Source organism: Pseudomonas sp. B6(2017) (genome assembly GCF_002112765.1).
GTDB classification, from domain to species: domain Bacteria; phylum Pseudomonadota; class Gammaproteobacteria; order Pseudomonadales; family Pseudomonadaceae; genus Aquipseudomonas; species Aquipseudomonas piscis.
Genome location: NZ_NEIQ01000005.1, coordinates 253,740 through 279,917, shown reverse-complemented (window position 1 = coordinate 279,917; position 26,178 = coordinate 253,740). Strand labels below are relative to the sequence as shown.

The 26,178-nt window shown below is 64.8% G+C and carries 26 protein-coding genes and 1 pseudogene; 17 read left to right on the top strand and 10 right to left on the bottom strand.

Going from position 1 to position 26,178, the window contains the following annotated elements; genetic code table 11:
• Positions 1 to 20 precede the first annotated feature (20 nt).
• A complete protein-coding gene (folM, locus tag CAG11_RS10755) occupies positions 21 to 731 on the bottom strand; it encodes a dihydromonapterin reductase (RefSeq protein ID WP_085596290.1) in 711 nt (236 codons plus the stop codon).
• Positions 732 to 849: 118 nt separating this feature from the next.
• Positions 850 to 1,419, bottom strand: coding sequence for an antibiotic biosynthesis monooxygenase (locus CAG11_RS10750; RefSeq protein WP_085596289.1), 570 nt, complete (start codon positions 1,417 to 1,419; stop codon positions 850 to 852).
• A gap of 211 nt (positions 1,420 to 1,630) precedes the next feature.
• On the opposite strand from CAG11_RS10750, the gene CAG11_RS10745 reads away from it, so the two are divergent.
• Entirely contained in the window at positions 1,631 to 2,587 is a 957-nt protein-coding gene (locus tag CAG11_RS10745) for a MerR family transcriptional regulator (RefSeq protein WP_085596288.1), read from the top strand.
• 17 nt (positions 2,588 to 2,604) lie between these two features.
• Here CAG11_RS10745 and CAG11_RS10740 read toward each other — a convergent pair whose 3' ends face one another.
• Positions 2,605 to 3,210 (bottom strand): hypothetical protein, encoded by a 606-nt coding sequence (locus CAG11_RS10740; RefSeq protein ID WP_085596287.1) that lies wholly within the window; start codon positions 3,208 to 3,210, stop codon positions 2,605 to 2,607.
• 51 nt (positions 3,211 to 3,261) lie between these two features.
• Positions 3,262 to 3,735, bottom strand: coding sequence for a PAS domain-containing protein (locus CAG11_RS10735; RefSeq protein WP_085596286.1), 474 nt, complete (start codon positions 3,733 to 3,735; stop codon positions 3,262 to 3,264).
• A 154-nt stretch (positions 3,736 to 3,889) separates the two neighbouring features.
• Here CAG11_RS10735 and CAG11_RS10730 point away from each other — a divergent pair, with 154 nt between their 5' ends.
• Positions 3,890 to 4,345, top strand: a complete 456-nt coding sequence (locus CAG11_RS10730; protein WP_085596285.1) for a flavodoxin — start codon at positions 3,890 to 3,892, stop codon at positions 4,343 to 4,345.
• Here CAG11_RS10730 and CAG11_RS10725 read toward each other — a convergent pair.
• Positions 4,326 to 5,222, bottom strand: coding sequence for a LysR family transcriptional regulator (locus CAG11_RS10725; RefSeq protein ID WP_022642364.1), 897 nt, complete (start codon positions 5,220 to 5,222; stop codon positions 4,326 to 4,328). The two genes, CAG11_RS10730 and CAG11_RS10725, sit on opposite strands and share 20 nt — an antisense overlap.
• Before the next feature lie 98 nt (positions 5,223 to 5,320).
• On the opposite strand from CAG11_RS10725, the gene CAG11_RS10720 reads away from it, so the two are divergent.
• The 8 genes from CAG11_RS10720 (at position 5,321) to CAG11_RS10685 (ending at position 15,719) form a co-directional block, all read left to right on the top strand.
• On the top strand, positions 5,321 to 5,707 hold the full coding sequence (locus CAG11_RS10720; protein ID WP_022642365.1) for a CidA/LrgA family protein: 387 nt from the start codon (positions 5,321 to 5,323) through the stop codon (positions 5,705 to 5,707).
• A complete protein-coding gene (locus CAG11_RS10715; protein WP_053134186.1) occupies positions 5,697 to 6,383 on the top strand; it encodes an LrgB family protein in 687 nt (228 codons plus the stop codon). Before CAG11_RS10720 ends, CAG11_RS10715 begins: the two co-directional genes overlap by 11 nt.
• Positions 6,384 to 6,526: 143 nt before the next feature.
• Positions 6,527 to 7,309, top strand: a complete 783-nt coding sequence (locus CAG11_RS10710; protein WP_085596284.1) for a class II aldolase/adducin family protein — start codon at positions 6,527 to 6,529, stop codon at positions 7,307 to 7,309.
• Positions 7,309 to 8,211, top strand: coding sequence for an alpha/beta fold hydrolase (locus tag CAG11_RS10705; protein ID WP_022642368.1), 903 nt, complete (start codon positions 7,309 to 7,311; stop codon positions 8,209 to 8,211). The genes CAG11_RS10710 and CAG11_RS10705 overlap by 1 nt, the downstream gene beginning before the upstream one ends.
• A gap of 148 nt (positions 8,212 to 8,359) precedes the next feature.
• Positions 8,360 to 9,271: an SDR family oxidoreductase gene (locus CAG11_RS10700; protein WP_022642369.1), complete on the top strand. Its 912-nt coding sequence runs from the start codon at positions 8,360 to 8,362 to the stop codon at positions 9,269 to 9,271.
• Between the two features lie 564 nt (positions 9,272 to 9,835).
• On the top strand, positions 9,836 to 11,626 hold the full coding sequence (locus CAG11_RS10695; RefSeq protein ID WP_085596283.1) for a DUF1302 domain-containing protein: 1,791 nt from the start codon (positions 9,836 to 9,838) through the stop codon (positions 11,624 to 11,626).
• A 24-nt stretch (positions 11,627 to 11,650) separates the two neighbouring features.
• Positions 11,651 to 13,018 (top strand): DUF1329 domain-containing protein, encoded by a 1,368-nt coding sequence (locus CAG11_RS10690; protein WP_085596282.1) that lies wholly within the window; start codon positions 11,651 to 11,653, stop codon positions 13,016 to 13,018.
• 160 nt (positions 13,019 to 13,178) lie between these two features.
• On the top strand, positions 13,179 to 15,719 hold the full coding sequence (locus CAG11_RS10685) for a LuxR C-terminal-related transcriptional regulator (protein WP_085596281.1): 2,541 nt from the start codon (positions 13,179 to 13,181) through the stop codon (positions 15,717 to 15,719).
• Between the two features lie 7 nt (positions 15,720 to 15,726).
• Here CAG11_RS10685 and CAG11_RS10680 read toward each other — a convergent pair whose 3' ends face one another.
• Complete coding sequence (locus CAG11_RS10680) at positions 15,727 to 16,524, bottom strand: IclR family transcriptional regulator (RefSeq protein ID WP_085596280.1); 798 nt, start codon at positions 16,522 to 16,524, stop codon at positions 15,727 to 15,729.
• Between the two features lie 167 nt (positions 16,525 to 16,691).
• On the opposite strand from CAG11_RS10680, the gene hmgA reads away from it, so the two are divergent.
• The 4 genes from hmgA to CAG11_RS10660 all read left to right on the top strand — a co-directional run bounded on the left by hmgA (position 16,692) and on the right by CAG11_RS10660 (position 21,633).
• Complete coding sequence (gene hmgA / locus CAG11_RS10675) at positions 16,692 to 17,996, top strand: homogentisate 1,2-dioxygenase (protein ID WP_022642371.1); 1,305 nt, start codon at positions 16,692 to 16,694, stop codon at positions 17,994 to 17,996.
• Positions 17,997 to 17,999: 3 nt separating this feature from the next.
• A complete protein-coding gene (gene fahA, locus CAG11_RS10670; protein WP_085596279.1) occupies positions 18,000 to 19,304 on the top strand; it encodes a fumarylacetoacetase in 1,305 nt (434 codons plus the stop codon).
• A 172-nt stretch (positions 19,305 to 19,476) separates the two neighbouring features.
• A complete protein-coding gene (gene maiA, locus CAG11_RS10665) occupies positions 19,477 to 20,115 on the top strand; it encodes a maleylacetoacetate isomerase (RefSeq protein WP_022642373.1) in 639 nt (212 codons plus the stop codon).
• A gap of 147 nt (positions 20,116 to 20,262) precedes the next feature.
• On the top strand, positions 20,263 to 21,633 hold the full coding sequence (locus tag CAG11_RS10660) for an aromatic acid/H+ symport family MFS transporter (RefSeq protein WP_085596278.1): 1,371 nt from the start codon (positions 20,263 to 20,265) through the stop codon (positions 21,631 to 21,633).
• A 12-nt stretch (positions 21,634 to 21,645) separates the two neighbouring features.
• Here the strand turns inward: CAG11_RS10660 and CAG11_RS10655 are convergent, their stop codons facing one another.
• Positions 21,646 to 22,113 carry a GNAT family N-acetyltransferase gene (locus CAG11_RS10655; protein ID WP_085596277.1) on the bottom strand — a complete coding sequence of 156 codons (468 nt, stop codon included), beginning with the start codon at positions 22,111 to 22,113 and terminating at the stop codon, positions 21,646 to 21,648.
• A 72-nt stretch (positions 22,114 to 22,185) separates the two neighbouring features.
• Positions 22,186 to 22,992, bottom strand: a complete 807-nt coding sequence (locus CAG11_RS10650) for a SirB1 family protein (protein WP_022642376.1) — start codon at positions 22,990 to 22,992, stop codon at positions 22,186 to 22,188.
• Positions 22,993 to 23,173: 181 nt separating this feature from the next.
• On the opposite strand from CAG11_RS10650, the gene CAG11_RS10645 reads away from it, so the two are divergent.
• Both CAG11_RS10645 and CAG11_RS10640 read left to right on the top strand, forming a co-directional pair.
• Positions 23,174 to 24,193 carry a Glu/Leu/Phe/Val dehydrogenase dimerization domain-containing protein gene (locus CAG11_RS10645; RefSeq protein WP_085596276.1) on the top strand — a complete coding sequence of 340 codons (1,020 nt, stop codon included), beginning with the start codon at positions 23,174 to 23,176 and terminating at the stop codon, positions 24,191 to 24,193.
• Positions 24,194 to 24,300: 107 nt separating this feature from the next.
• The gene (locus CAG11_RS10640; protein ID WP_022642378.1) at positions 24,301 to 24,555 is read left to right on the top strand and encodes a hypothetical protein; all 255 of its coding nucleotides are present in this window, start codon (positions 24,301 to 24,303) and stop codon (positions 24,553 to 24,555) included.
• 202 nt (positions 24,556 to 24,757) lie between these two features.
• Here the strand turns inward: CAG11_RS10640 and CAG11_RS10635 are convergent.
• A pseudogene (locus CAG11_RS10635) lies at positions 24,758 to 25,012 on the bottom strand (YebG family protein); the annotation flags it as partial.
• Between the two features lie 283 nt (positions 25,013 to 25,295).
• Here CAG11_RS10635 and CAG11_RS10630 point away from each other — a divergent pair.
• Complete coding sequence (locus CAG11_RS10630; protein WP_022642380.1) at positions 25,296 to 25,796, top strand: phosphate-starvation-inducible protein PsiE; 501 nt, start codon at positions 25,296 to 25,298, stop codon at positions 25,794 to 25,796.
• Here CAG11_RS10630 and CAG11_RS10625 read toward each other — a convergent pair.
• The gene (locus CAG11_RS10625) at positions 25,793 to 26,110 is read right to left on the bottom strand and encodes a DUF3509 domain-containing protein (RefSeq protein WP_085596274.1); all 318 of its coding nucleotides are present in this window, start codon (positions 26,108 to 26,110) and stop codon (positions 25,793 to 25,795) included. The genes CAG11_RS10630 and CAG11_RS10625 overlap by 4 nt on opposite strands.
• Positions 26,111 to 26,178 lie beyond the last annotated feature (68 nt).

Genomic DNA, 26,178 nt, shown 5'->3' with positions numbered 1-26,178 from the left:
AAGGTCCTCGCGGGGCCGGTCTATTTGACGTGCCGCCCGCCGTTGACGGTCAGGGTGGTGCCGGTGACATAGGGATTGTCCAACAGGTAGCGCAGGCTCTGGTAGATCACTTGCGCGCCGGGCTCGATGCCCAGTGCGGATTTGGCCAGGGTCTTGGCGCGGTACGCCGCGTCGTCGTCGGGATTGAACAATAGCAGGGCCGGTGCGATGCCGTTGACCTTGATTGTCGGGGCGTACTTGGCGGCGAAAGACAGGGTCAGGCTGTCCAGGCCGGCCTTGCTGGCGCAGTAGGCGATGTGCTTGGCGCTGCCCTTGCGGGTCACGTCGTCGCTGATGTGGATGATGTCCGCCGGGCTGCAGGCCTGCAGCAATTGGGCGCAGTGCAGGTTGATCAGGTAGGGCGCCAGCATGTGCACGCCGAACATCCGGGCGAAGGCCTCGGTTTCCTGGCCCGGGCTTTCCTCGAGCCATTCCGAGGCGTTGTGGATGATCGCCCGCAGGCTGTCGGTGTGGGCCTTGAGCTCGTTGATCAGGGCCATGATCCCGGCCTCGCAGGACAGGTCGGCGAACAGCAGGGTCGCGCCCTGCTCACGCAGGGCCTCGAGCCCCGGGCGCTGGCTGCGGTAGGTGACGATCAGCCGATGCCCGTCTTCGAGCAGGCGCAACGCGCAGTGCAGGCCGACACGCTGGCTGGCGCCGGTGATCAGGATCGGTGCGGAGGAAGCGTTCATGGCGGGCTCGCGTCGGCGGGTAGGGCAGAACTATACCAGCGGGGGCGCCCGGGCGTGGGATGGATCGGCAGCAAGCCGGCACCGCTCCGTGGTGGGCGGTGACCGGCTTGGATGAGGCTCAGGAGTTTTGCGTCGAAGGGGCCACGGGCAGCCTGCGGGGCGGGGCGGCGTTGAGCCAGTTGGCCAGCAGCCGGGTGGACAGCGGGATGAAGAAGTAGACCATCAGTGGGGTCAGGGCCAAGGTGCTGACGAACACCCGGGGCAACATGCCCAGGTCGTTGAGCAGCGGGCCGAGGACGAAGTTGAACAGCAGCGAGACCGGGAAGAACGCCAGCCAGATCGCCACGGCCTGCTTCCAGCGCGGCGGACGCTGTCCGGCGGCGCCGAACCAGCCATCGATACCGCTGACCCGATGTTCCAGCGGATGGGCGAACAGGTCGCTGCCGCGGGCCAGCCAGGCGGTGCGCGAGGCGGAGTGTTCCCAGGTGTGCAGGGTCTGTTCGTCGACGAAGCGGAAGATGATCTGGAATTCATCGTCGCCGGGCGGAGGGGCCAGGACGCCGGAGCCCAGGTAGCCGGGAAAGTCGGTGGCCAGTTGCTCGCCTTCGCGCAGCCAGGCGATCAGGTCCTGGTAGCGACCATCGGCAACGCGCCGGGCCACCATCAGGGTGACGGGTGAGGTAGACATCATGTATCTCCGTAAAACCAATACGCTGCCTGGGTAAGGCAGTCGTTGACGGGGCACCGGGGTGTCGGGCCGCACCTTGGACAAGCAAGGATTATTCCTGATTGGCACGGATGTACCAATGACAGTGGTCGGATATTCCCGCCCTTGAAGCTTCGGCACCCTGGGAGAGTAGAATGACGGCCATCTTGTCCATCGGTGTTCTCTCCCCCAGATGCCCGCCACCACTGCACCTTCCGCCACCCACCAGGCTCCGGACGCCGTCGCGCAGGACGAGCTGTTCCCGATCCGCGAGGTTTCCCGCCTGACCGGCATCAATCCCGTGACCCTGCGGGCCTGGGAGCGACGCTACGGTCTAATCCAGCCGACGCGCACCGAAAGTGGGCACAGGTTGTATTCCATGCACGATGTTGAGGCGGTGCGCGAGATCCTCGGCTGGATCGAGCGCGGCGTGGCGGTGAGCAAGGTCGGGCGGATCATGGCCAAGAACCGCGCCGTCCAGGCCCAGCTCAAGGCTTCGGCGGACGATGGCCAGCAGGATGAATACGCCCAGTGGCGCGATCAGTTGAAGCTGGTGGTCAATACCTTCGATGAAGAGCAGTTGGAGCGGATCTACGGCCAGGTGTTCTCCAGCTATGCCCTGCCGGTGGTGTTCCAGGACATCTTCCTGCCGTTCTGGAAGCAGCTGCTGCAGCAGCGCGACACCTTCGGCCATACCAGCGAGTGGCTGTTCCTGGATGCCTTCCTGCGCTCGCGAATCAGCCAGCGCCTGTTGTTGCAGCGCACAGGCTCGCAGCCGCTATTGCTCACCGCATTCAACCAGCAATGCCGCGAGCTGGAGCTGCTGGTGGCGGCGCTGCTGCTGGGGCACGACCAGCTCGGCGTACAGGTGCTGGGGCCGGGAGTACCGCTGGAGGAATTGACCCTGGTCTGTGAAAAGCTCAAGCCCCAGGCCCTGGTGGTGTTCTCCAACCATGCGCCGACGGCCGAGCTGCCCAAGCGCCTCAAGCGCCTGGCGCTGACCCTGGACTGCCCGCTGATGCTGGCCGGGGATGCCGCGGACCTGGCCCAGGACAGCCTGGCGGAGTCGCCAGTGGCCTGCCTGGGTGGAGAGGGACGGTTGATGCAGCAGCGCCTGCGGCAATTCCTCGGCGGGCACCTGGATACCTGACACCGCACGCGGATGCCTCAGGCGTGCAGGGCGGGGTGGGAATGGCGGTGTTGCTGGAGAATGAACTGGCGCAGGCGCTCGGTTTCCTCGGCATCGTCCTGCTCCAGGCGATAGGCGTAGAAACCCGCCTCGGTCTCGCGCTGCAAGTGCCCGCGCAGGGCGATCCGCTCGTATCCCGAGGGGCTGAACCACTGGGCGAACTGCCTGGGCGGCCGGGTCCTGTTGCGGACTTCCAGCAGCACCCCCTTGAACGACACTTCCCGCACCCACAGGCGCCCGGGCTGGCCCTTGGCATTCTCCAGGGCCACCGGTTCTTCCAGGGCCAGGCGCCATGGCCGCACCATGGGGCCGTCCTCGAAGATGCTCGGTACGCCCAGGCGCAGGTGCAAGGCGTGGAATTCGTCTTCCACCAGGTGCAGCGGGAAGGTCATCTGCTGATTGTCGAAATGCGCCTGGATGGTGACCTTCTCGTTGGCCGCCAGGCGTGTCAGCAAGTCACGGATCTGCGAGCCGCCGTTGACCAGCAGGCTGGATGTGGTGTCGCGCACATTGAGGTGCGGGTTGTGCTGGATGCTCCGGATGAAGTCCAGTTCATCCTGAGTGAGAAGGGCGTCGCGCTGCATGATGTTGCTCGGAAGGTGGAAGACAAGTCAGCGGGGATACCCCTACGACCACTAAACCTGCGACTTATTAGGGCCGTTGGTCGCCTTGAGGGCGGCCAGTTCAGCCCGGGCCTGGGCCAGTTGCTGCTCCACCTGCGAGAGGCGCTGCTGGGCCTTGACCTGTTCGGTGACGTCCTTTTGCACCCCGATGAAATAGTGCAGCCGGTCGCTGTCGTTGAATACCGGGGTGATCGACAGCTCGTTCCAGAAGTGGCTGCCGTCCTTGCGATAGTTGCGCAGCACCTCGCGGCACGGCCGGCCCTCCTTCAGGGCCTGGCGGACCGCCTGCAAGGCTGGCTGGTCCCGATCGCCCGATTGCAGGAAACGGCAGTCCTGGTACAGCACTTCATCGGCGCTGTAGCCGGTCAGCCGCTCGAAGGCCGGGTTCACATAGATCAGTATGGTGTCCTCGCCTTCCTGCTCGGCGACCACAATCCCGTCGTTGGAGGCGTTGATCATCCGTTGCAGCAAGTGGGCGTTGATCATCCCGGAGTCCCGTCTTCGATCGGCAAGGGCTGGATTCTAAGGCATGCTGGCATTGTGTCTACAGCTGCTTTGCAGCCTGAGGACGAGCGAAGACGGGATTTTACTCCGTAGCTGTTAATATCCCAGGCTTTTAGTCAGCTTCAGGACCAGATTGATGAAAGTCGCCATCCTTTCCGGCACGGTGTACGGCACGGCTGAAGAAGTCGCCCGGCATGCCGCCAAACTCCTCGACGCCGCGGGCTTCCAGGCCTGGCACAACCCCCGTGCGACCCTGGCCGATGTCCAGGCGTTCGCGCCAGAGGCGTTCCTGGCCGTGACCTCGACCACCGGCATGGGCGAGTTGCCGGACAGCCTGCTGCCGCTGTATTCGAGCATTCGCGATCAACTGCCGGCCGCCTGGCGCGGTTTGTCCGGGGCGGTGATCGGCCTGGGTGACTCCAGCTATGGCGATACCTTTTGCGGTGGCGGCGAGCAGATGCGCGAGCTGTTCGCCGAACTGGGCGTACGCGAGGTGCTGCCGATGCTGCGCCTGGACGCCAGCGAGACCGTGACCCCGGAAACCGACGCCGAGCCCTGGCTGGCGGAGCTGGTCAGCGCACTGCGGGGCTGACTGGCTGTTCCCGTAGCAGCGCCAGCCAGGCCTGCGCGGCCTTGGACAGGTAGGCCCCTTCGCGCCAGATGAAGGCAATGTCCCAGCGCAGGTACTCCGGGGCCTTCAGGGTCAGGCGCACTACGCCCGGGCGTACCAGGGCCCGGGCCACCACGCTGGGCAGCAGCACCACGCCCTGGCCCGCCGCCACCAGCGCCGCGAGGAAGTCCGCCTGGCCGCTGCGCCCACCTTCCCTGGGAGTGAACCCCAGCTGCTGGCAGGCCTGGAGCAGGCGGTCGTTGAGCACGAAGCTGCGCTGGTAAAGCAGGAACGGGGTATCGGCCAGTTCCTCCAGGCGCACCTTGGCATTCATCGCCAGCGGATGATCGGCGGGCAGCAGGGCATCCAGCGGTTCATCGCAGAACGGCTGGTAGGCGAAGGCCGGGTCCTTGGGAGTCAGGCTGCCGCCCAGTTCCAGCTCGCCGCTGCGCACCGCCTGCTCGACGTTCAAGCTGCCGCCCTCGAGCAAATGCACCTGGATATTCGGATAGCGCCGCCGGTACTCGGCGAAGCGGCTGGCGAACAGCGTATCGCTGCCCAGCATCGGCAGGCCCAGGCGCAGCTCGCCCCGGGTCATGTGGCTCAAGTCGTCCAGTTCGCTGAGCAGCTCGTTGCGCAGGCGCAGCATGCCCTCGGCCCGTTGCAGCACCACGTTGCCAGCGGCGGTCAGGTGGATGTGCGAACCCTGGCGCTCCAGCAACGGCGTGCCCAGGCTCTGTTCCAGCTGGGCGACCTGCTTGCTCACCGCCGACTGGCTGATATGCAGGGTCTTGGCGGCCTGGGTGAAGCCGCCCTGGTGGATCACTTCGACGAAGCTGCGCAGTTGCTTGAAATCCATGGTGGTAATTCCAGTTTGGAATGGCTTCCAGTCTAACAATTCGCTTCGGTGATGAAGGGGCTTTTCATAAAATAGGACCCCGAGAGGACCGAACCACCATGAACATTCCCACCTTGAAACGCTTAGGCCGCCTGCTTTGCGAGCTGGCGGTGCTGCTGGCCATCTATTTTCTCGGCTGCCAACTGGCTACCTGGCTGCCCTGGCCGATTCCCGGCGGTGTCATCGGCCTGGCCATGTTGTTGCTGGCCTTCGCCCTGGGCTGGGTCAAGCCGGCAGCCCTGCAACTGGGCGCTGGCCTCTTGATGGCGGAGATGCTGCTGTTCTTCATCCCGGCACTGATGAGCCTGCTGGACTACGGCGGCCTGCTGCGCCAGGACGGCTGGCGGATCCTGCTGGTGATCGGCGTCAGCACCCTGCTGGTGATGCTGGTGACCGCGCTGACCGTGGAACTGGTGTGCCGCTGGAGGATGCGCCATGAAGCTTGAGGCGATGCCGATGTTCTGGCTGGCGCTGACCCTCGGCGCCTATCTGTTCAGCCGCTGGATCTACCGGCGCACCGGGCGCTACCTGTTGTCGCCGCTGATCCTGGTGCCGGCGCTGCTGCTGGCGGTCGCGGTGCCGTTGCACACCGCCTACGCCGAATATGCCGCCAATACCCACTGGCTGATGCTGGTGCTGGGCCCGGTGACCGTGGCCTTCGCCATTCCCATCTGGCAGCAGCGCCAGTTGCTGATGCGCCATTGGTCGGCACTGCTACTGGGCATGCTGGCCGGTAGCGCGGCCTCCATCGGCAGCTCCTTCGGCCTGGCCCGGCTCTTGGCCCTGGACAGCTCGGTGACCCTGTCGCTGGTGCCACGCTCGATCACCACTCCGTTCGCCATGCCCCTGGCCCACGACCTTGGGGGCGTGCCCGAGCTGACGGCGGTATTCGTGATGTTCACCGGCGTTTTCGGTGCCATGCTCGGCGGCGTGCTATTGCGTTGGCTGCCCCTGCGCAGCGCCCTGGCCCGGGGTGCGCTGTTCGGGGTCGGCGCCCATGGCGCCGGGGTCAGCCGGGCCCACGAAGTCGGCGGCGAGGAAGGCTCGGTAGCGGGGCTGGTGATGGTGCTCACCGGGCTGTTGAACTTGTTCGCCGCGCCTTTGCTGGCGTCGTTGCTTTGACGTGAAGGCCCGGCGGCGCGGCTCGGCCGCCGGCTGACCCGCTCGGCCATCAAGCTGGCTGCCAAGGCGACTCCGTGGTGCGCCAGGGGTGTCTAGACTCCGAGGGTCCTCCTTCCAATAAAAGCCAACATGAGGTCCCAGCCGTGAGCCTAGCCCCCGTTCAATCCACTGCGAGTGTCAAGGACCAGGTCAGCGCCCAGGAGTGGCAAACCCGCCTGGACCTGGCCGCCTGTTATCGCCTGGTGGCGATGCATGGCTGGGATGACCTGATCTTCACCCACATCTCGGCCAAGGTGCCGGGCACCGACGAGTTCCTGATCAACCCGTTCGGCATGATGTTCCATGAGATCACCGCGTCCAGCCTGGTGAAGGTCGACCGGGCCGGCAATAAGCTGATGGACAGCCCCTACGAGATCAACCCGGCGGGCTACACCATCCACAGCGCGGTCCATGCGGTGCGCCACGATGTGCTTTGCGTGTTGCATACCCACACCGCGGCGGGCGTGGCGGTGTCGGCGCAGCAGCAGGGCGTGTTGCCCATCAGCCAGCAGTCGCTGTTCGTCCTTGCCAGCCTCGGCTACCACCCCTACGAGGGCGTGGCCCTGAACCCCGAGGAGAAGGCCCGGCTGCAGGCCGACCTGGGCGACAACAATTTCCTGATGTTGCACAACCACGGCCTGCTGACCTGTGGTGCGAGCATCGCCGACACTTTCCTGATGATGTTCATCTTCCAGCGTGCCTGTGAAATCCAGGTGCTGGCGCAGAACGGCGGTGCCGAGCTGATCGCCATTCCCGCGCCGGTGCTCAGTGGAGCCAAGGCGATGATCGCCGGGGTCACCCGCAGCGCCCAGGGCATGGGCGGGGTGTTGGCCTGGCCGGCCCTGCTGCGCAAGCTCGAGCAACTCGACCCGGGGTACAAAGCCTGATGCCTCTCGCCGAGATTCCCCTGAGTGTCTGGCGCACCCATGGGCAGGACTTGCAGTTTCGCGGCCAGGCCGTTCGCTACTGGGTGGCCGGGCAGGGCGAGCCGCTGTTGCTGATCCATGGCTTTCCCACCGCCAGCTGGGACTGGCACTACCTATGGCAACCCCTGGCGCGGCGCTACCAGGTGATCGCCTGCGACATGCTCGGTTTCGGTGATTCGGCCAAGCCCCTGGATCACGACTACAGCCTGCTGGAACAGGCGGACCTGCAGCAGGCGCTGTTGGCGCACCTGGGGATCGCGGGGCCGCTGCACGTGCTGGCCCATGACTATGGCGACAGCGTCGCCCAGGAACTGCTGGCCCGGCATTACGAGGAGCGCATCGAGATCGCCAGTTGCGTGTTCCTCAATGGCGGCCTGTTCCCGGAAACCCATCGTCCGGTGCTGAGCCAGAAACTGCTGCTCAGCCCATTGGGCTGGATGCTCGGGCGCGTGTTCAGTCGCGAGGGCCTGGCCAGGAACCTGCAGCAGGTGTTCGGTCCGCAGAGCCAGCCCAGCGAAACGGTGCTGGACGACTTCTGGAGCCTGGTGCAGAGCAACCGGGGGCCGCGCATCCTGCACAAGTTGATCGGCTACATCCCGCAGCGGCGCCAGCAGCGCGAGCGCTGGGTCGCGGCCATGCAGCACGGCGAGGTGCCGCTGCGGGTGATCGATGGCGCCCAGGACCCGATCTCCGGGGCGCACATGGTCGAGCGCTATCGCCAACTGATCCCGCAGCCGGACACCGTGCTGCTGCCGGGCATCGGTCATTACCCGCAGATCGAGGCGCCGCGGGCGGTGCTCAAGCACTACCTGGCCTTTCGCGATGCACTACAGGCTCCGGTCAGCCGCGCCGTAGGCTCCTGAACCCTGCGGGGCGCAGCCTCGCTGCGGCCCCGGCTCGACTATCCCGCTGTCTTATCGCGCACCATTCAGCTGCGGCCCTGTTCGTTGTAGGCCCCGGCCGGCTGCCCGACACTCGGGTTCTTGTCCATTGGCCCTGCTGGAGTTCGGTATGAGTGAGTCTGTGCGCTTGGAAGACAAAGTGGTGATCATCACCGGGGCCGGTGGTGGCCTGGGGCGCGCCCACGCCTTGTTGTTCGCCCGCCACGGCGCCAAGGTGCTGGTCAATGACCTGGGTGGTTCGGCCCAGGGCGAGGGCGCCAGTGCCTCGGCGGCCGATCGGGTGGTCGCGCAGATCCGTGAGGCGGGCGGCATCGCCGAAGCCAACCACGACTCGGTGACCGACGGCGAGAAGATCGTGCAGAACGCCCTGGATGTCTTCGGCCGGGTCGACGTGGTGGTCAACAACGCCGGAATCCTGCGGGACAAGACCTTCCACAAGATGGACGACACCGACTGGGACCTGGTGTACCAGGTGCACGTCGAGGGGGCCTACAAGGTCACCCGCGCCGCCTGGCCGCACCTGCGCGAGCAGGCTTATGGGCGGGTGATCTTCACCGCCTCCACTTCGGGCATCTACGGCAACTTCGGCCAGTCCAACTACGGCATGGCCAAGCTGGGGTTATATGGCCTGACCCGGACCCTGGCGCTGGAAGGGCGCAAGAGCAATATCCTGGTCAACGCCATTGCCCCCACCGGCGGTACGCGGATGACCGAGGGCCTGATCCCGCCCCAGGTGTTCGAGCAGCTCAAGCCGGAACTGGTCAGCCCGCTGGTGGTGTACCTGGGCAGCGAGCAGTGCCAGGAAACCTCCGGCTTGTTCGAGGTCGGTGGCGGCTGGATCGGCAAGGTGCGCTGGGAGCGCAGCCTGGGCGCCGGCTTCGATCCGCGCCAGGGTTTCTCGCCGGAGGATGTCGCGGCCCATTGGCGAGAGATCTGCGATTTCGACGGCGCGGTCCATCCCAAGGACAACCTCGAGGCCCTCAAGGAGATGATGCAGAACCTGCAAAAGTACGCGATCTGATTGCGTCCGGCCGCCGCTTCGAACGCTTTCTCCCGGGCCATGTCCGTGCCCTGGAGCGGCGGCCGCAACCACCCTTCACGGGCGTCCTGCCCGGTCATTTTCCCAGGCATAAAAAAGGCCGCTGCAAGAGCAGCGGCCGAAGTAAGACGTTAGATCAAGGAGCTACAAAATCAACGTCAGTGAACCTGGGTGGGCGGCTTGAATCGAGTCGCTTCAAGCCTGCCGGAATCGGTTGCCGAGAAGCCCTGCACAGCACTTGTCTCGGTGGTGGAGCCAGGCTGTTTGCCGTGACTGCGAAAGAAGAATAAGCCCTGGCCGACCCCGGAAAAATAGCGATTCAGGACAAGGACTATTACAGCCAGAGCAATAGTCGGCGCGAATGGCTGCACCGTATCGATGTTCCTGATGAGCCTCTATCCAGGCCATGGATGCACCCTTGGTTGGCCCGACCGGCAAGGGCACTCACTCTTTGGAACGACACGGCGAATACCTCCTTGGTGCGCTTATCGTCCCCGCTATCCCGGCAGTAGGGTGGGGCCTCCTGTCACTCACCGGGGAAGACGCATGACAAGAATAACAATGCGCGCCATCTTCAAACCGCAGGCCCTGGCCGCTGCGCTAGCGCTGGGTTGCAGCGTCCAGGCGCAGGCGGTGTCGTTCACCATCGGGGAAATCGAAGGGCAGTTCGATTCGTCGTTGTCCGTGGGCGCCAGCTGGGGAATGCGCAACGCCGACCGGGACTTCGTCGGCACCGCCAACGGCGGTACCGCGCAGTCATCCACCGGCGATGATGGCCGGCTGAATTTCAAGAAGGGCGAGACCTTCTCGAAGATCTTCAAGGGCCTGCACGACCTGGAGCTCAAGTACCGCGATAGTGGGTTGTTCGTGCGTGGCAAATACTGGTACGACTTCGAACTCAAGGACGAGGGGCGCGAGTTCAAGCCCATCAGCGACCACAATCGCAAGGAAGGCGCCAAGTCCTCGGGGGCGCAGATCCTCGATGCCTTCGTCTATCACAACTATTCCATCGCCGATCTGCCGGGCACCGTGCGGGCCGGCAAGCAGGTCGTCAGTTGGGGCGAAAGCACTTTCATCGGCAACTCCATCAACAGCATCAACCCGGTGGATGTCTCGGCCTTTCGCCGTCCCGGCGCCGAGATCAAGGAAGGCCTGGTGCCGGTGAACATGCTGTTCGCCTCCCAGGGCCTGACCAACCAGCTGACGCTGGAGGGCTTCTACCAGCTGGAGTGGGACCAGACCGTGGTGGACAACTGCGGCACGTTCTTCGGCAGCGACGTGGTGGCGGACGGCTGCACCACCGGCTACACCGTCGGTAACCCGGCGATCGCGCCCCTGCGCCCAGTGGCGGCGGCCTTTGGCCAAGGCTTCCAGGTGACCCGCGAAGGCGTGGTCCTGCCTCGGGGCGGTGACCGCGACGCGCGGGACTCCGGGCAGTGGGGCGCGGCCTTGCGCTGGCTCGGGGACGACACCGAGTATGGCCTGTACTTCATGAACTACCACTCGCGCAGCCCCGTGGTCAGTACCACCACGGCCAACATCAGTGCGGCGACCCTGGGCGCCATCGCTGGCGCCGCCAACGGCATCGCCCCTGGCTCCGGCAGCGGCCTGGTGCAGAGTGTGATGCTCGGTCGTGGCCAGTATTACCTGGAGTACCCCGAGGACATTCGCCTGTATGGCGCCAGCTTTTCCACCACCCTGCCCACCGGCACCGCCTGGACCGGCGAGATCAGCTACCGGCCCAATGCACCGGTGCAACTCAACACCAACGACCTGACCCTGGCCCTGCTCAACCCCATTACCGGGGGCGCGGCGTCGCCGATCAGAACGGCCCTGGGTGCCGACAACACCGGTTACCGGCGCAAGGAAATCACCCAGGTCCAGAGCACCATGACGCAATTCTTCGACCAGGTGCTGGGGGCGGACCGCCTGACCCTGGTGGGTGAGGCGGCGATCGTCCGGGTCGGTGGCCTGGAGGACAAGGGCAAGCTGCGCTACGGCCGCGACTCGGCTTATGGCCAATACGGTTATGGCGGGGACACCGCAGGCTTCGTCACGGCCACTTCCTGGGGCTATCGCGCCCGGGCCATTCTCGACTACAGCAACGTGCTCGCCGGGATCAACTTCAAGCCCAACCTGTCCTGGTCCCATGACGTCAACGGTTATGGTCCCAACGGCTTGTTCAACCAGGGAGCCAAGGCCCTGAGCGTTGGCGTCGATGCCGACTACCGCAACACCTACACCGCCAGCCTCAGCTACACCGACTTCTTTGGCGGACGCTACAACACCCTCACCGATCGCGATTTCCTCGCGTTGAGCTTCGGCGTGAATTTCTGAATCGGCCCAAGAAGGAGTACTGGAATGCGCAAGATGATCCTGCAATGCAGCGCCCTGGCACTGGGACTGTGGGCGGCTAACCTGATGGCCGCGGTCAGTCCGGACGAAGCCGCCAAGCTGGGCACCAGCCTGACCCCGGTGGGTGCGCAAAAGGCCGGTAACGCCGACGGTACTATCCCGGCCTGGACCGGGGGTATCGCGAAGAATGCCGGGGCGGTGGACAGCAAGGGCTTTCTCGCCGACCCGTTCGCCAATGAAAAACCGCTGTTCGTCATCACCGCAGCTACTGTTGACCAGTACAAGGACAAGCTGTCGGCCGGCCAGGTGGCTATGTTCAAGCGTTATCCGGACAGCTACCGGATACCGGTCTACCCCACCCACCGCAGCGTTGGCCTGCCACCTGAGATCTACGAGTCGGCCAAGCGCAGTGCGCTGGGCGTGACTACCACCAACGACGGCAACGGCCTGGCCAACTTCACCGGTAACCGCTACTACGCCTTCCCGCTTCCGAAGAACGGCATCGAAGTGCTGTGGAACCACCTGACCCGCTATCACGGTGGTAACCAGAAACGCATCGTCACCCAGGTCACCCCGCAGACCAATGGCAGCTACACCTCGATTCGCTTCGAGGAAGAAGTGGCTGCCCCGCAGCTGATCCCCGACCTGGACCCGGCCAAGGCTGCCAACGTGCAAAACTTCTTCAAGCAGTCGGTAACTGCTCCGGCACGCCTGGCGGGCAACGTGCTGCTGGTCCACGAGACCCTGGACCAGGTCAAGGAACCGCGCTCGGCCTGGATCTACAACGCCGGTCAGCGCCGGGTGCGACGAGCACCGCAAGTGGCCTATGACGGGCCGGGAACCGCTGCCGACGGCCTGCGTACCTCGGACAACTTCGACATGTTCTCCGGGGCTCCCGATCGCTACGACTGGAAGCTGGTAGGCAAGAAGGAGATGTACATCCCCTACAACAGCTACAAGCTGGATTCGCCGAGTCTCAAGTACGACGACATCGTCAAGGCCGGGCATATCAACCAGGACCTGACCCGCTATGAGTTGCACCGGGTCTGGGAAGTCGTGGGTACGGTCAAGCCGAACCAGCGCCATATCTATGCCACCCGGCATATGTACATCGACGAAGACAGCTGGCAGGTGGCCCTGGTGGACCACTACGACGGTCGCGGCCAGCTGTGGCGGGTTGCCGAAGGCCATGCGCAGTATTACTACGACCATCAGGTGCCGGCTTACACCCTGGAGGCCCTGTATGACCTGAACGCCGGCCGCTACCTGGCCTTGGGCATGAAGAACGAGGAAAAGCACAGCCTCGAGTTCGGCTTCCAGGCTAAGGCCGCCGACTACACTCCCGCGGCCCTGCGTGCTGCCGGGGTGCGCTAGGGCGCGCCTGGATCAGGGTTTGACGCAGCAGGATCGAAGGCGACCAGGCGGTCGCCTTTTTATAGTCGGCGATCAGCGTGCTGAATACTTCTTCAACAGGTCGCAAGGTCAGGGCTAGGGTGGGAGCAAGCTGGCCACAACTATAAAAAGGCACGCCGCAATGACCGTCATGACTCGTTGTCCCGAGCGTTCCGGGTTCATGCCCCGTTTGTCCTCCCATCATGTCTCGCGCCAGCGCCTGAGTGCGCCGCTGCTGGCTTGCGCCGCGCGGGTACGCCTGCTGTGCGCACCGGCCGGTAGTGGCAAGACGGCTCTGCTCGTTGAATGCCTGTTGCAGGCGCCGGTTGGTTGCCGGGTCATCTGGTTGCCGTTGGGTGGAACTGCGCAGGCCCCCCGGCAATTGTGCCGCACCTTGGCCATGGCCCTGGGCCTTGCGGACGACACTGAAGAAGCGGTGCTGCAATGCCTGCTGCACCTGGACACGCCGTTATGGCTGTTCATCGACGACTACTGCCGAGCCAGCGCAACCGACCTCGACCTACTGCTGGATCGCTTGCTGGGCCTGGATAACCCGCAATTGAGCTGGTGGCTGGGTTGTCGCCGGCGTCCTCAGTGCAATTGGCCCCGGCTGTTGCTGGATGACCAGTTGGTCGAGCTTGCTGGGCCTGCCCTGGCCTTCAGCCAGGACGACATCGAACAGCTGCTGCGCCAGTTGCCGCAGCCGTTGTGCGGCCAGGCCGCCGGGCGCATCCTGCAACGCAGCGGTGGCTGGTGTGCCGGGGTACGCATTGCCCTGCTCGAGGGCAGCGAACTGGCCAGCCAGCCTTGCAAGCCTGGACGGCCCAACACTTTGCTGGAATACCTGGAACACGAGTTGTTCAGCGTGCTGCCCGAGGAGCTGGCGCAAACCTGGCAAGTGCTGGCACACCTGCCACGGTTCAATACTTCGCTGTGCGAGCATTTGTTCGGTACAGGGGAGGGCGGCCAGTACTTGCGTACCCTTCAAGACCTGGGTTGTTTCATCGAGCCCTGGGTGGGTGGCGGTGGCTGGCTGCAGGTCTTTGCGCCCCTGGCTCGGTTGATGCGCGACGAATCCTGGCCCACTGGACGCTCCTGGCATCGGCGCGCCTGCCAGTGGTTCGTCGCCCGGCAAGATTGGCAATCGGCCTTCGAACATGCATTGCTGGCCGAAGAGTACGAGGTGGCAGTCAGCCTGCTGGAACATTTGAGTTTCGAGTTCCTGTTCCAGCAGCACAACGCGCTCTTGCTGTTGCAGTTGCATGAGCGCCAGGGGGCCGAACTGCTGCTGGGCAGTCCGCAGTCGGTGGCCTTGCTGGTGGGGGCGATGTTGTTCGCCGGGCGCTTCGAGCAGGCCGAGCAATGCATGGCGCAGATGGCCCGGTTCGCCCCCCAGCCTTCGGCCGCCGCCCAGGTCCAGCTGCTGGCCCGCTGGCAGGCCCAACAGGGCTGGCTGCTGCATCTGGAGGGGCGGATGGAGGCGGCGCGCGAGCATTTTCACCAAGCCCTGGCCGAACTGGCCGACAGTGCCTGGGTCACACGCTTGCTGTGCCTGTCGGGACTGACTCAGCAAGCACTGCTGGGAGGCGAGCTGGACGTGGCCCAGGCGCTGAATCGCGACGCCCTGTGCCTGGCCAGGGCTCATGACGCGCTGCTGTTCGAGGCCTTGCTGGAGCTGGATCACGCACAGTTGCTGGAGCAGCGTGGGGCGCCCCATCGGGCCGAAGTCTTGTTGGCGCAGGTGGCCGAGCGCCTGTGTGCTCAAGCCCTGCGAGCTGCACCGCTGCTGGGACGCATTGCCTTGCGTCGTGGTCGCCTGGCGCTGCGCCAGGGGCGGGAACCGCAAGCTGCCGGTTTTTTCCACAACGGCCTCGAGGATTGCCTGCACAGTCATGACAAGCGAGCCTTGTATGGTTTCATCGGCCTGGCCCAGCTGGCGGCCAATCAGCGCGACTATGCCCAGGCCTTCGTGCACTTGCGCGACGCCGAGCGGTTGATGCAGCAACGGCAGATTCCCGACACTGTGTATCGAGGCGTGCTGTTGCAGGTCAGCAGCCAGTTCTGGTTGCAGCAGGGACGCCCGGAACTTGCCCATGCGGCCTTGAGCCGGGTCGTGCGGCACATCCGCGGACCCGGAGCCTTGCAGGCGCCGCCGGCGACCCTGGAGATGATCCCGGGCATCGAGTACCTGCTGGTACTGGCCGAGGTTCACCTGGGATGCGCCCGGGAACCGGTGGCCAGGTTGCAACGGCTACTGGAACCCGCCCGGATCAATGGCATGCAGGGGCTGGAGACCGAGCTGTGGCTGGCCCTGGCCGAGGTGGCCCATCTGCAGGGGCTCCCGGAGTTGGCGGCCGAGGCATTGCTGGCCGGGCAAGCACTGGCGGTGCGCTGCAACTTGCCCCAGGCCATGCACGAATTGGGCTTGCGGCAACCGGCGATGATGCCGATGACCAGTGGGGCGGAGCCGGCCCGGGAGGATCACGACAGCCTGCTCAGCCTGCGTGAATTGCAGGTGCTGCAGTTGATTGCCCAGGGCTGCTCGAACCAGCAGATTGCCGAGCGCCTGTTCATATCCCTGCATACGGTCAAGACCCATGGTCGGCGCATCCACAGCAAACTTGGGGTGGAGCGGCGGACCCAGGCGGTGGCCAGGGCCCAGGCCCTGGGGCTGATGAACTGAGCGGCGATTATCCCTGGGGCTGATAGCCCATGCGCCAGCTCACCGCACGACAGGCCGCCAGCAGGCGTTGCGCCGCCGGGCCGTTTTCGTCGGCATGGAACATCGAGGCCGGCCCGACCACCGTCAGCACCGCGGCGATCTTGCCAGTGGCATCGAACACCGGCGCGGACAGGGCATCGACCCCGGGCATCAGCAGCCCGTGGATGTGGTGCAGGCCGCGCTGGCGGATCTGCTCGGCCAGGGCATCGTGGACGTGGCTCTCGGCCAGGGGATGGGCGTCGGCCTCGGCCAGCTCCTCCTGCCGCAGGTCGAGGGTTTCCCGCAGCGGCAGGTAGGCGTTGAACACCAGCCCGGTGGACGAGCTGAGCAGCGGCAGCACCGAGCCCAGCTGGGTGACCACGGTCATCGCCCGCACCGCGGGTTCGATGTGCACCACGGTGGCGCCCTGGTTGCCCCACACCGCGAGGAAACAGGTTTCGTTCAAGTCATCGCGCAGCTCGGCCAAGGGCAGGGCGGCGACTTTCAGCACATCCATGCTGCCCAGGGCCGCGAGACCCACCCGCAAGGCTTCGCGGCCCAGGCCATAGTGGTTGGTAGCGGTGTTCTGCTCGGCGAAGCCGCTGGCGATCAGTGCCTGCAGGTAGCGATGGACCTTGCTCGCAGGCATTTGCACATGTTCGGCCAGGCGCGATAGGGACGTGGACGGCGAGAGTTCGGCAAGAGCCTTGAGGATGTCGGTGCCGACCTCGGCCGAGCGGACTTTCTGTTTACCGTTGCTGTCGCTGGTGCTGCGCGGCTTTTCCATGGAGGTGTAGGGGTCCCGTGACAAGTGGCGGTCTTTATAGCTTGACGCTCCTGGGCAATCAAATTACGTTATGCGTAATTGGATTACGATAAAAATAACCCAGGCGTGCCGATAACTCTTGCGAAGGAGTGGTGGGCCCCTGCCTATTCCAACTTCCAGGAGGCTCCATGAACCTCGATTCTTCGGCGTCCGCCCTCAGCTACCAATCCGGTTTCGGTAACGAATTTTCCAGCGAAGCCCTGCCAGGCGCACTGCCCGTCGGCCAGAACTCCCCGCAGAAAGCCCCCTACGGCCTGTACGCCGAATTGTTCTCCGGCACGGCCTTCACCATGACCCGCAGCGAAGCCCGGCGCACTTGGATGTACCGCATCCAGCCTTCGGCCAAGCACCCGTCCTTCACCCGTCTCGAACGCCAGTTGGCGGGCGGCGACCTGGGACAAGTGACGCCCAACCGCCTGCGTTGGAGCCCGTTGTCGATCCCGGCGGAGCCTACGGATTTCATCGATGGCCTGGTGGCCATGGTGGCCAACTCGCCGGCGCAGAAACCGGCCGGCATCAGTGTCTATCACTACCGCGCCAACCGCTCCATGGAGCGAGTGTTCTTCAACGCCGACGGCGAGTTGCTGCTGGTGCCCGAGCTGGGCCGCCTGCGCATCCTCACCGAACTGGGCGTGCTGGAGCTCGAACCGCTGGAGATCGCCGTGCTGCCGCGCGGCCTGAAGTTCCGCGTCGAGCTGTTGGACCCGCAAGCCCGTGGCTATATCGCCGAGAACCATGGCGCGCCGCTGCGCCTGCCCGACCTGGGGCCGATCGGCAGCAACGGCCTGGCCAACCCCCGGGACTTCCTGGCCCCGGTGGCCCATTACGAAGACCTGCGCCAGCCCACCGCCCTGGTCCAGAAGTACCTGGGTGAGCTCTGGGGCTGCGAGCTGGATCACTCGCCGCTGGACGTGGTGGCCTGGCACGGCAACAACGTGCCGTACAAATACGACCTGCGCCGTTTCAACACCATCGGCACCGTCAGCTTCGACCATCCGGACCCGTCGATCTTCACCGTCCTGACCTCGCCCACCAGCGTGCCGGGCATGGCCAACCTGGATTTCGTGATCTTCCCGCCGCGCTGGATGGTGGCCGAGAACACCTTCCGTCCACCATGGTTCCACCGCAACCTGATGAACGAGTTCATGGGCCTGATCCAGGGTGCCTACGACGCCAAGGCCGAAGGCTTCCTGCCCGGCGGCGCTTCGCTGCACAGTTGCATGAGTGCCCATGGCCCGGATGGCGAGACCTGCACCAAGGCGATCAACGCCCAATTGCAGCCAGCCAAGATCGACAACACCATGGCCTTCATGTTCGAGACCAGCCAGGTGCTGCGCCCGAGCCGTTTCGCCCTGGAATGCGCCGAACTGCAGAACGACTACGATGCTTGCTGGGCTTCGCTGCCCGTCACCTTCAACCCGAATCGGAGATAACCCATGACCTTGTCCACCATCACCCGCAGCTGGGTCGAGTCTGCCAACGGTCACCCCGACTTCCCGTTGCAGAACCTGCCCCTGGGCGTCTTCAGCACCCAGGGCTCGGCACCTCGCAGCGGCGTGGCCATCGGCGAGCAGATCCTGGATCTTGCGGCCGCGCTGGATGCCGGCCTATTCGAAGGCCCGGCCAAGGCCGCGGTGGAGGCTACCCGTGGTGGCCAGTTGAACGCCTTCTTCCAGCTCGGTCGCCCGGCCCGCGTGGCCCTGCGTGAGCGCCTGCTGGAACTGCTGGCCGAAGGCAGCAGCCTGCAAGGCAAGATCCAGGCCCTGGGGGCGAAGCTGCTGCCCCAGGCCACCGATTGCCAGATGCATGTGCCGGCCAGGATCAATGACTACACCGACTTCTACGTGGGCATCGAACATGCGCAGAACGTCGGCAAGCTGTTCCGCCCCGATAACCCCTTGCTGCCCAACTACAAGTACGTGCCGATCGGCTACCACGGCCGGGCCTCGACCATCCGCGCCTCCGGTGCCGACGTGCGCCGGCCCAAGGGCCAGACCCTGCCGGCCGGGCAGAGCGAGCCGACCTTCGGTCCTTGCGCGCGCCTGGACTACGAGCTGGAACTGGGGATCTGGATCGGCCAGGGCAACGAGCTGGGCGAGTCGATCGCCATTGGCGACGCCGCCGAGCACATCGCCGGTTTCTGCCTGCTCAACGACTGGTCGGCGCGGGATATCCAGGCTTGGGAATACCAACCGCTGGGGCCATTCCTGTCCAAGAGCTTCATCACCAGCATCTCGCCCTGGGTGGTGACCGCCGAGGCCCTTGAGCCCTTCCGCAAGGCCCAGCCGGCGCGCCCCGAAGGCGACCCGCAACCACTGCCGTACCTGCTGGACAAGCGTGACCAGGCCAGTGGTGGCTTCGACATCGAGCTGGAAGTGCTGCTGCTGACCAGGACCATGCGCGAGCAGGGCTTGCCAGCCCATCGCCTGACCCTGAGCAACAGCCAGTACATGTACTGGACCGTGGCGCAGATGGTGGCGCACCACAGCGTCAACGGTTGCCAGTTGCAGGCCGGCGACCTGTTCGGTTCGGGCACCCTGTCCGGCCCGCAGAGCGGCCAGTTCGGCAGCCTGCTGGAGATCACCGAGGGCGGCAAGAAACCGGTCGAGCTGGCCACTGGCGAAGTGCGCAAGTTCCTCGAGGACGGCGACGAGATCATCCTGCGCGGGCGTTGCCGCCGCGAAGGCTTCGCTTCCATCGGCTTCGGCGAATGCCGGGGTACCGTCCAGCCAGCCCGCTAGCAGGCTGCTGAAAAACGTAGGCGAGGCAGCCAGCGCAAGGCAAAAACAGGCGAAAAAGCGCAGTTTACGAGTGGTAAATGAGCATTTTGACCGGGCTGGCGCACCAGTCTGTTTTTAACGCAGCGATGACAACGCAGGTAGATTTTCAACGGCCCGCTAAGGGGAGTGCAGTATGGAGCTTTATACCTATTACCGTTCCACCGCGTCCTACCGGGTGCGGATCGCCCTGGGCCTCAAGGGCCTGGACTACCAGGCCATCCCGGTCAACCTGCTGGTGCCCAAGGGCGGCGCCAACCGCCTGCCGGAGTACCTGGAGATCAACCCCCAGGGCCGGGTTCCGGCCCTGCGTACCGACCAGGGCGACCTGCTGATCCAGTCGCTGGCGATCATCGAGTACCTGGAGGAGCGTTATCCACAGGTGCCGCTGTTGCCCGAGGACCTGGTCGGCCGTGCCCGTGCCCGGGCCGTGGCGTCCATCATCGGTTGCGACGTGCATCCCTTGCACAACTCCAGCACGCAGAACCTGCTGCGTGAATGGGGCCATGAGGAGGCGCAGTTGCTGGTGTGGATCGACCACTGGATCAGCCAGGGCCTGGCAGCCCTGGAACAACTGATCGGCGATGCCGGCTTCTGCTTCGGCGAGCAGCCGGGACTGGCCGATGTGTTCCTGATCCCGCAGCTGTACGCCGCCGAGCGCTTCAAGGTGTCGTTGGAGGCCTACCCGCGGATTCGCCGGGTGGCCGCGCTGGCTGCCGAGCATCCGGCGTTCCAGGCCGCGCACCCGGCCAACCAGCCCGACACTCCGGCCTGACCCTGGGCGCCCTGGCCCAGGGCGCACCCGGCCCCTGCAGCCGCTTTGGAGCGGCTGCAGGATCTTGAGTCCCACCACCAGGGGATCTGCCCAGGCGCCTCTCGCATCACCTTCCATAACCATAAGAAACCGAACAGGTACCTTGCGATGCAAAACCAGATTGCCAGCTTTCGCGCTGCGCTCGACGCCCGCCCGGTGTCCGGCTACCAGTGGTCGTTGTTGTTGCTCCTCGCCTTGCTGCTGGTCACCGATGGCTACGACGCCCAGGTCCTGGGCTACGTGGTACCGGCCCTGGCCCAGGACTGGGGCCTGGAGAAAGCCGCCTTCGGCCCGGTGTTCAGTGCCAACCTGCTGGGCCTGACCCTGGGCTCCCTGGCGGTGACGCCCCTGGCGGATCGTTTCGGCGTGCGCCGGATCCTCCTGGGCTGCGTGCTGATCTACGCCAGCCTGACGGTGTTGATGGTGTTCAGCCAATCCCTGGACAGCCTCATGGCCGCGCGCTTTATCTGCGGCATTGGCATGGGTGGGGCGATGCCCAGCGCCATGGCGCTGATGTCCGAATATTCGCCGCCGCGCCTGCGCACCCTGATGGTGACCCTGGCCGCCTGCGGTTTCTCCTTCGGTGGTGCGGCCGGCGGTTTCGTCGCGGCCGGCTTCATCGATCGCTTCGGCTGGGAGGCGGTGTTCCTGGCGGGCGGCGTGACCCCGTTGCTGCTGTTCCCGTTCCTGCTCTGGCGCTTGCCCGAATCGCTGCCACGCCTGCTGCGCGATGCGCCACCCTATGCGCGCCTGCGCAAGCTCAGCGCGCGCATGCTGCCGGACTGGCAGCCGCCAGTGGCGAGCGGCGATGAGGGCCAGCAACAAACCGGTGGCAAGTTCACGGTGGTGGAACTGTTCCGCCAGGGGTATGCGCGGCCGACGCTGCTGATCTGGTCGACCTTCTTCGTCAGCCTGATCCTGCTGTATTTCATGATCAGCTGGCTGCCGACCCTGCTGCTGGAAAGCGGCCTGGCCTTGAAGCAGGCCAACCTGGTGACTTCGATGTTCCTGTTCGCCGGAACCTTGGGGGCGATCTGCATGGCCTGGGTCGCCGATCGTCTCAAGCGCAAGGTGCGGCTGTTGTCCGCAGTGCTCGCCCTGGCGGCGCTGTGCACCGTGCTGCTGGGGTTGAACCACGACAACCCGCGGTACCTGGTGGTGTTCGTGTTCGCCGCGGGCTTTTGCATCATCGGTGGGCAGCTGACCCTGAATGCCTTTGCCAGCAATTTCTATCCGGCCCAGGTGCGCGCCACCGGTACCGGCTGGGCGCTGGGAGTGGGGCGCTTCGGCTCGATCCTCGGGCCGCTGCTGGGCAGCATGTTGCTGGCGATGCATATCCCGGTGCAGCAGATTTTCTTCTTTTGCGCGGTGCCGGCCCTGCTGGCGGCGTTGCTGATCATCCAGGTCCGTGGACCTGGCGAAGCGACCGGCAGCGGCACGGGAGCGGCCGGGCCGTTGCAGGCGCCGCTCAAGTCTTGAGGTGGGGCCGGGTCAGCGTGCCAGGTGCTTGATCATCGGCACACAGGCCAGGGTCAGGCCCCGGGGTGACTGGTACTGGGCGACGCGCTCGCCGACGAAGCCGCACTGGCGGTAGAAGTCCGCGGCATTCAGGGTCGAGTCCAGGATCAGGTGCGACAAGCCGGCCTGTAGGGCCTGCTGTTCGATGTAGTCCATCATCTGCCGGCCGATTCCACGGCCCATGTAGGCCGGGTCGACGAACACCGCATCGACCTGGCCTGACTCAAGGTCGAGGATGGCACTGGCGGCGACCTGGCCGTCGATGACCGCCACATGCCCGCTGCTTTCCAGCCATTCGATGAAGGGCTGGCCAAGGTTGCCAGCGGTCCACACTTGCAGGTCGGCAGCCGGGTAGTACCCCGCGCATTGATGGTTGATGGCCTGGTTACGTATGTCGAAGACTCTTTGCGCGTCGCCGCCGTGGGCTTTTCTGATCAGCATGCTCGATCCATTCCTTGGAGTGGGCCGGCCATCATGCCTGGGCGCCAAAGGCGCTGTCATGCCTTGCCGGGCTCAGTGCACCACTTTGTTCGCCGGCGGCAGGTGCCCCAGGCGTTCGGTCAGGCGCAGGCGCTGGATCGGATCCTCGCTGAGCAGCAGGGCGCGTTCCAGGTCGAAGCGTTCGGCATTGGGGCATTCCAGGCGCTGGTAGAGGCTGGCCCGGGCCAGGTAGTCGGCGGCGTTGCCATCGCCCAATTCCAGCACCCGCTCGGCGTCGACCAGGGCGCCGAGCAAGTCGTCATGGGCCAGGTGCAACTGGCGCAGGTTGCGCGACAGGCGCTGGAACATCTGTCGTGGTTCGGCGCTGGCCAGGTGTTCGGCCTTGAGCTTGAGGTGATCGCCGTATTGGCGTTGCAGCAATTCGCGGCAGTCGTTGGGGTACAGGCGGCGCCCGCCGCAAGGGTCCAGCAGGTGGTCGGCGCCGGGCACCCGCAGCAGGAAGTGGCCGGGAAAATTCACCCCCACCAGGGGAATATGCAGCCGCTGCGCCAGTTCAAGGGCGATCAGGGCCAGGGCCAGGGGCTGCCCGCGACGCCGTTCGAGAACCTTGTCCATCAGTGCTGCCTGGGGCCGCAGCGGCAGGTACTCGTCCTGCTGGAATTCCAGGTCGTTCATCCGCCGCAGCAGGGGCTGGCCCAGTTCGCTGGCAGGCAGCGACGGCAGGCTGCCGCCGATCTGCTGCTGGATATGCTTGAACTCCTCCAGCAACTGGCCCGGCACCAGTTGTGGTTCGTGTTCGGCGGCGATCCATAGCGCGGCCTCCAGCAAGGCCGGTGGCGAGCGGTGCAGGCAGGCGAAAAAGGCTTGGCGCGGGTTCATGGCAACCTCCGGCGAATGCCTCGTTTTAGCCCCGTCCCGGCGCTTCGTCCAGTGTTGTGACCATCGCCATTGGTTATTTCTCCAAGGTTGCAAAGCCGGGCGGCTTATTCCTGCGCGGCGCAGCAATTTTCAGGCGCAAGCCTATACTGGCGACTACAAGAAGTGATTCGGGAGCCCGTCGATGTTCGCTCTCATGCACAGCACCCGCCTTGAATCGCTGCATCTGAGTATCGACCCCGCGACCGGGTTGAAAGCAGTGATCGCCATCCACGACAACCGCCTGGGGCCTGCCTTGGGCGGTTGTCGTTATCTGCCCTATCCCGACGATGCCAGTGCCGTGGCCGATGCCGCGCGCCTGGCCCAGGGCATGAGCTACAAGGCGGCGCTGGCCGGCCTGCCCCAGGGCGGCGGCACCGCCGTGATCATTCGCCCGGCCCATGTGGAGAATCGCGCAGCGTTGTTCGAAGCCTTCGGCCGTTGCGTCGAGCAACTGGACGGACGCTACATCACCGCCATCGACAGCGGCACCTCGGTGGCCGACATGGACTGCATCGCCCAGCAGACTCGTTACGTCACCAGTACCAGCGCCGCTGGCGACCCGGCGCCCCATGCGGCCATGGGGGTGTTCGCCGGTATTCGCAGCACTGCCATGGCACGCCTGGGCAGCGATAACCTCGAGGGCTTGCGGGTAGCGATCCAGGGGCTGGGCAATGTCGGTTATGCCCTGGCCGAGCAGTTGCATGCCGCTGGCGCCGAATTGCTGGTCAGCGACATCGACTCCGGCAAGGTCCAGCTGGCCATGGAACAGTTGGGCGCGCATCCGGTGGCCAACGACGCCTTGCTCAGCACCCCTTGCGACATCCTCGCGCCCTGTGGCCTGGGTGCGGTGCTCAATAGCCGCAGCGTGGCGCAGCTGCGCTGTTCTGCAGTGGCCGGTTCTGCCAACAACCAGCTGACCAACCTGCAGGTCGCCGACCAGCTGGAGCGGCGTGGCATCCTCTACGCTCCGGACTACGTGATCAATTCCGGAGGGCTGATCTACGTGTCGCTCAAGCACCATAACGAGGAACTGCCGGTGATCACCGCCCACCTGTCGCAGATCAGCCTGCGCCTTACCGAGATCTTCGCCCATGCCCAGGCGCAAAAGCGCTCGCCGGCACGCATCGCCGACGAATTGGCGGAGCGGGTGCTCTATCGCTAGGCAGCGGTAACCCGATGCTGGCTTTATGTAACATCGGTATCTGCAGCGGTTGGCGGGCAAGGGGCCAACCATCGCTGCGACCGACCACCCGGGGAATGCATTGGACGATGGCTGAAGTGCTCGACGACGGATTGGATCAACAGCTGACCCGGGTGCTGCACAGCGCTCTGGATCTTCAGGCGATCCGCCAGGTCCTGGTGTTGTACAGGGAGCGCGGGTTTTCAGCTCAGGCTGTATACGACCGTCTTGCCCACCTTCGGCTCGAGGCGGTTGGCGCTGAAGAAGAGCGCATCCTCGAGGCCATGGACATCGCGTCCGGGTACTGCCCGGCACGGTGCAGGGTGTGGGAACCTGCTCCGTGAGCGTGGCGAGTACGCAAAGGCGTTACAGGGCGAACGCCATCGGATGGCAACTCCATTCCCAGGCATGAAAAAAAGCCCTGTGTCGTGGACGCAGGGCTTTTTGATCGGGGCAAGCCTATTTCGCGGCCTTGGCCGCTTTCGCCGGCTTGGCTGGCGCCTCCACCTCTACGGGCTGCTCCTTCTCGACCGGCGCCACGGCTGGCGCCGCCTCGCTGAGCAGTTCGTTCAGCGCATCCGGCTGGCTCTTGAAGGCCTTGGCGAATACATCGCGATTCTTGGCCATGTAGATGCCGGCTTCTTCCACTTGTTGCTCGGTCAGCGACGGCACCGCTTTTTGCAGCACCTGCGCCAGCACTTCAGCCAGTTCGAGCATCTTGTCATGACGGTCAGCTTCGGCTTTATCCATGAACAAGCGCTCCAGATCTCGGCTGCTGCGGTATACCACTTCGACGGCCATTCACCACCTCACATGCCTTCACGATAATGGGTCGATACAAATACTGTATCGATATACAGGTTCGAGAGAATAGGCGAAACCTTTTCCCTTGGATAGTGGCTTTTCAATGTAGACGGATTTTTTTCCCCGGCCATCGATCCCAGCAGTAGTTGCTGTCAGGTACGTGCCTCGTCGGCAATGCTCGCCATCTCAATGACGTGCCCCTGGCCTTTTTTCTGCATGCAGGACAACCGTCACGTCCCTTGCGCATCATCCGGTCGAAACGACCTAAGGAATAACCATCGTGAAAATCAATTGGGCCGAAAACCTGCGGCAGAACGTCCATCAGTTGGCCGAGTCCCTGGGCAACCTGTTCGTCGAATCGTTCCACTACCTGGCGCTGTTCGCCATCGGCGCGGTGACCGCCTGGGCGGCGGTGATGGAATTCCTGCAGATGCTCGAGGAAGGCCACATCAAGATCGACGACATCCTGCTGCTGTTCATCTACCTGGAATTGGGCGCGATGGTCGGTATCTACTTCAAGACCAACCACATGCCGGTGCGTTTCCTGATCTACGTGGCGATCACCGCATTGACCCGGCTGCTGATCTCCAACGTCTCCCACCACAATCCGCCGGACCTGGGGATCATCTACCTGTGCGGCGGCATCCTGCTGTTGGCCTTTGCCGTGCTGGTGGTGCGCTACGCGTCCTCGCAATTTCCCTCGGTGAAGATCGAACACCCGCAACGCAAGGTCGGCGAGGGTTCCAGCGAGCACCCGGAAGTGGAGAAAGGCGAGATCTAGTGAGGTCGCGCCTGCGCCTGGGCTGCCTGGTTTGCCGGTGGCGGCAGGGGTAGGCGGTCGCCGTTGGTCATGGCCTGGAGGATCGCCATGGCGCTGTGGCCTTGCTCGATGGCGATACCAAACTGGATGCTCTGTACCAGGCGTTCGATGCGTTGCGGGTCGCTGCGCTGGGCCGAGCTGATCAGGCGCTTGGCCACCACCTGGCCGGCCTGGGACAGGGTCAGCATCATGCTGCCGTCCAGGCCCTGGATGCTCAGGTTGACCTGGTACTGGGGAGCGAAAGTGTCGGTAATCAATTGCAATGGGTTGTCCATGTCGCGTCACCGCCTGCTGGGATCGTGCAGACATTGACCGGCCGGGTGCGAGATTAGTTCGCAATTGC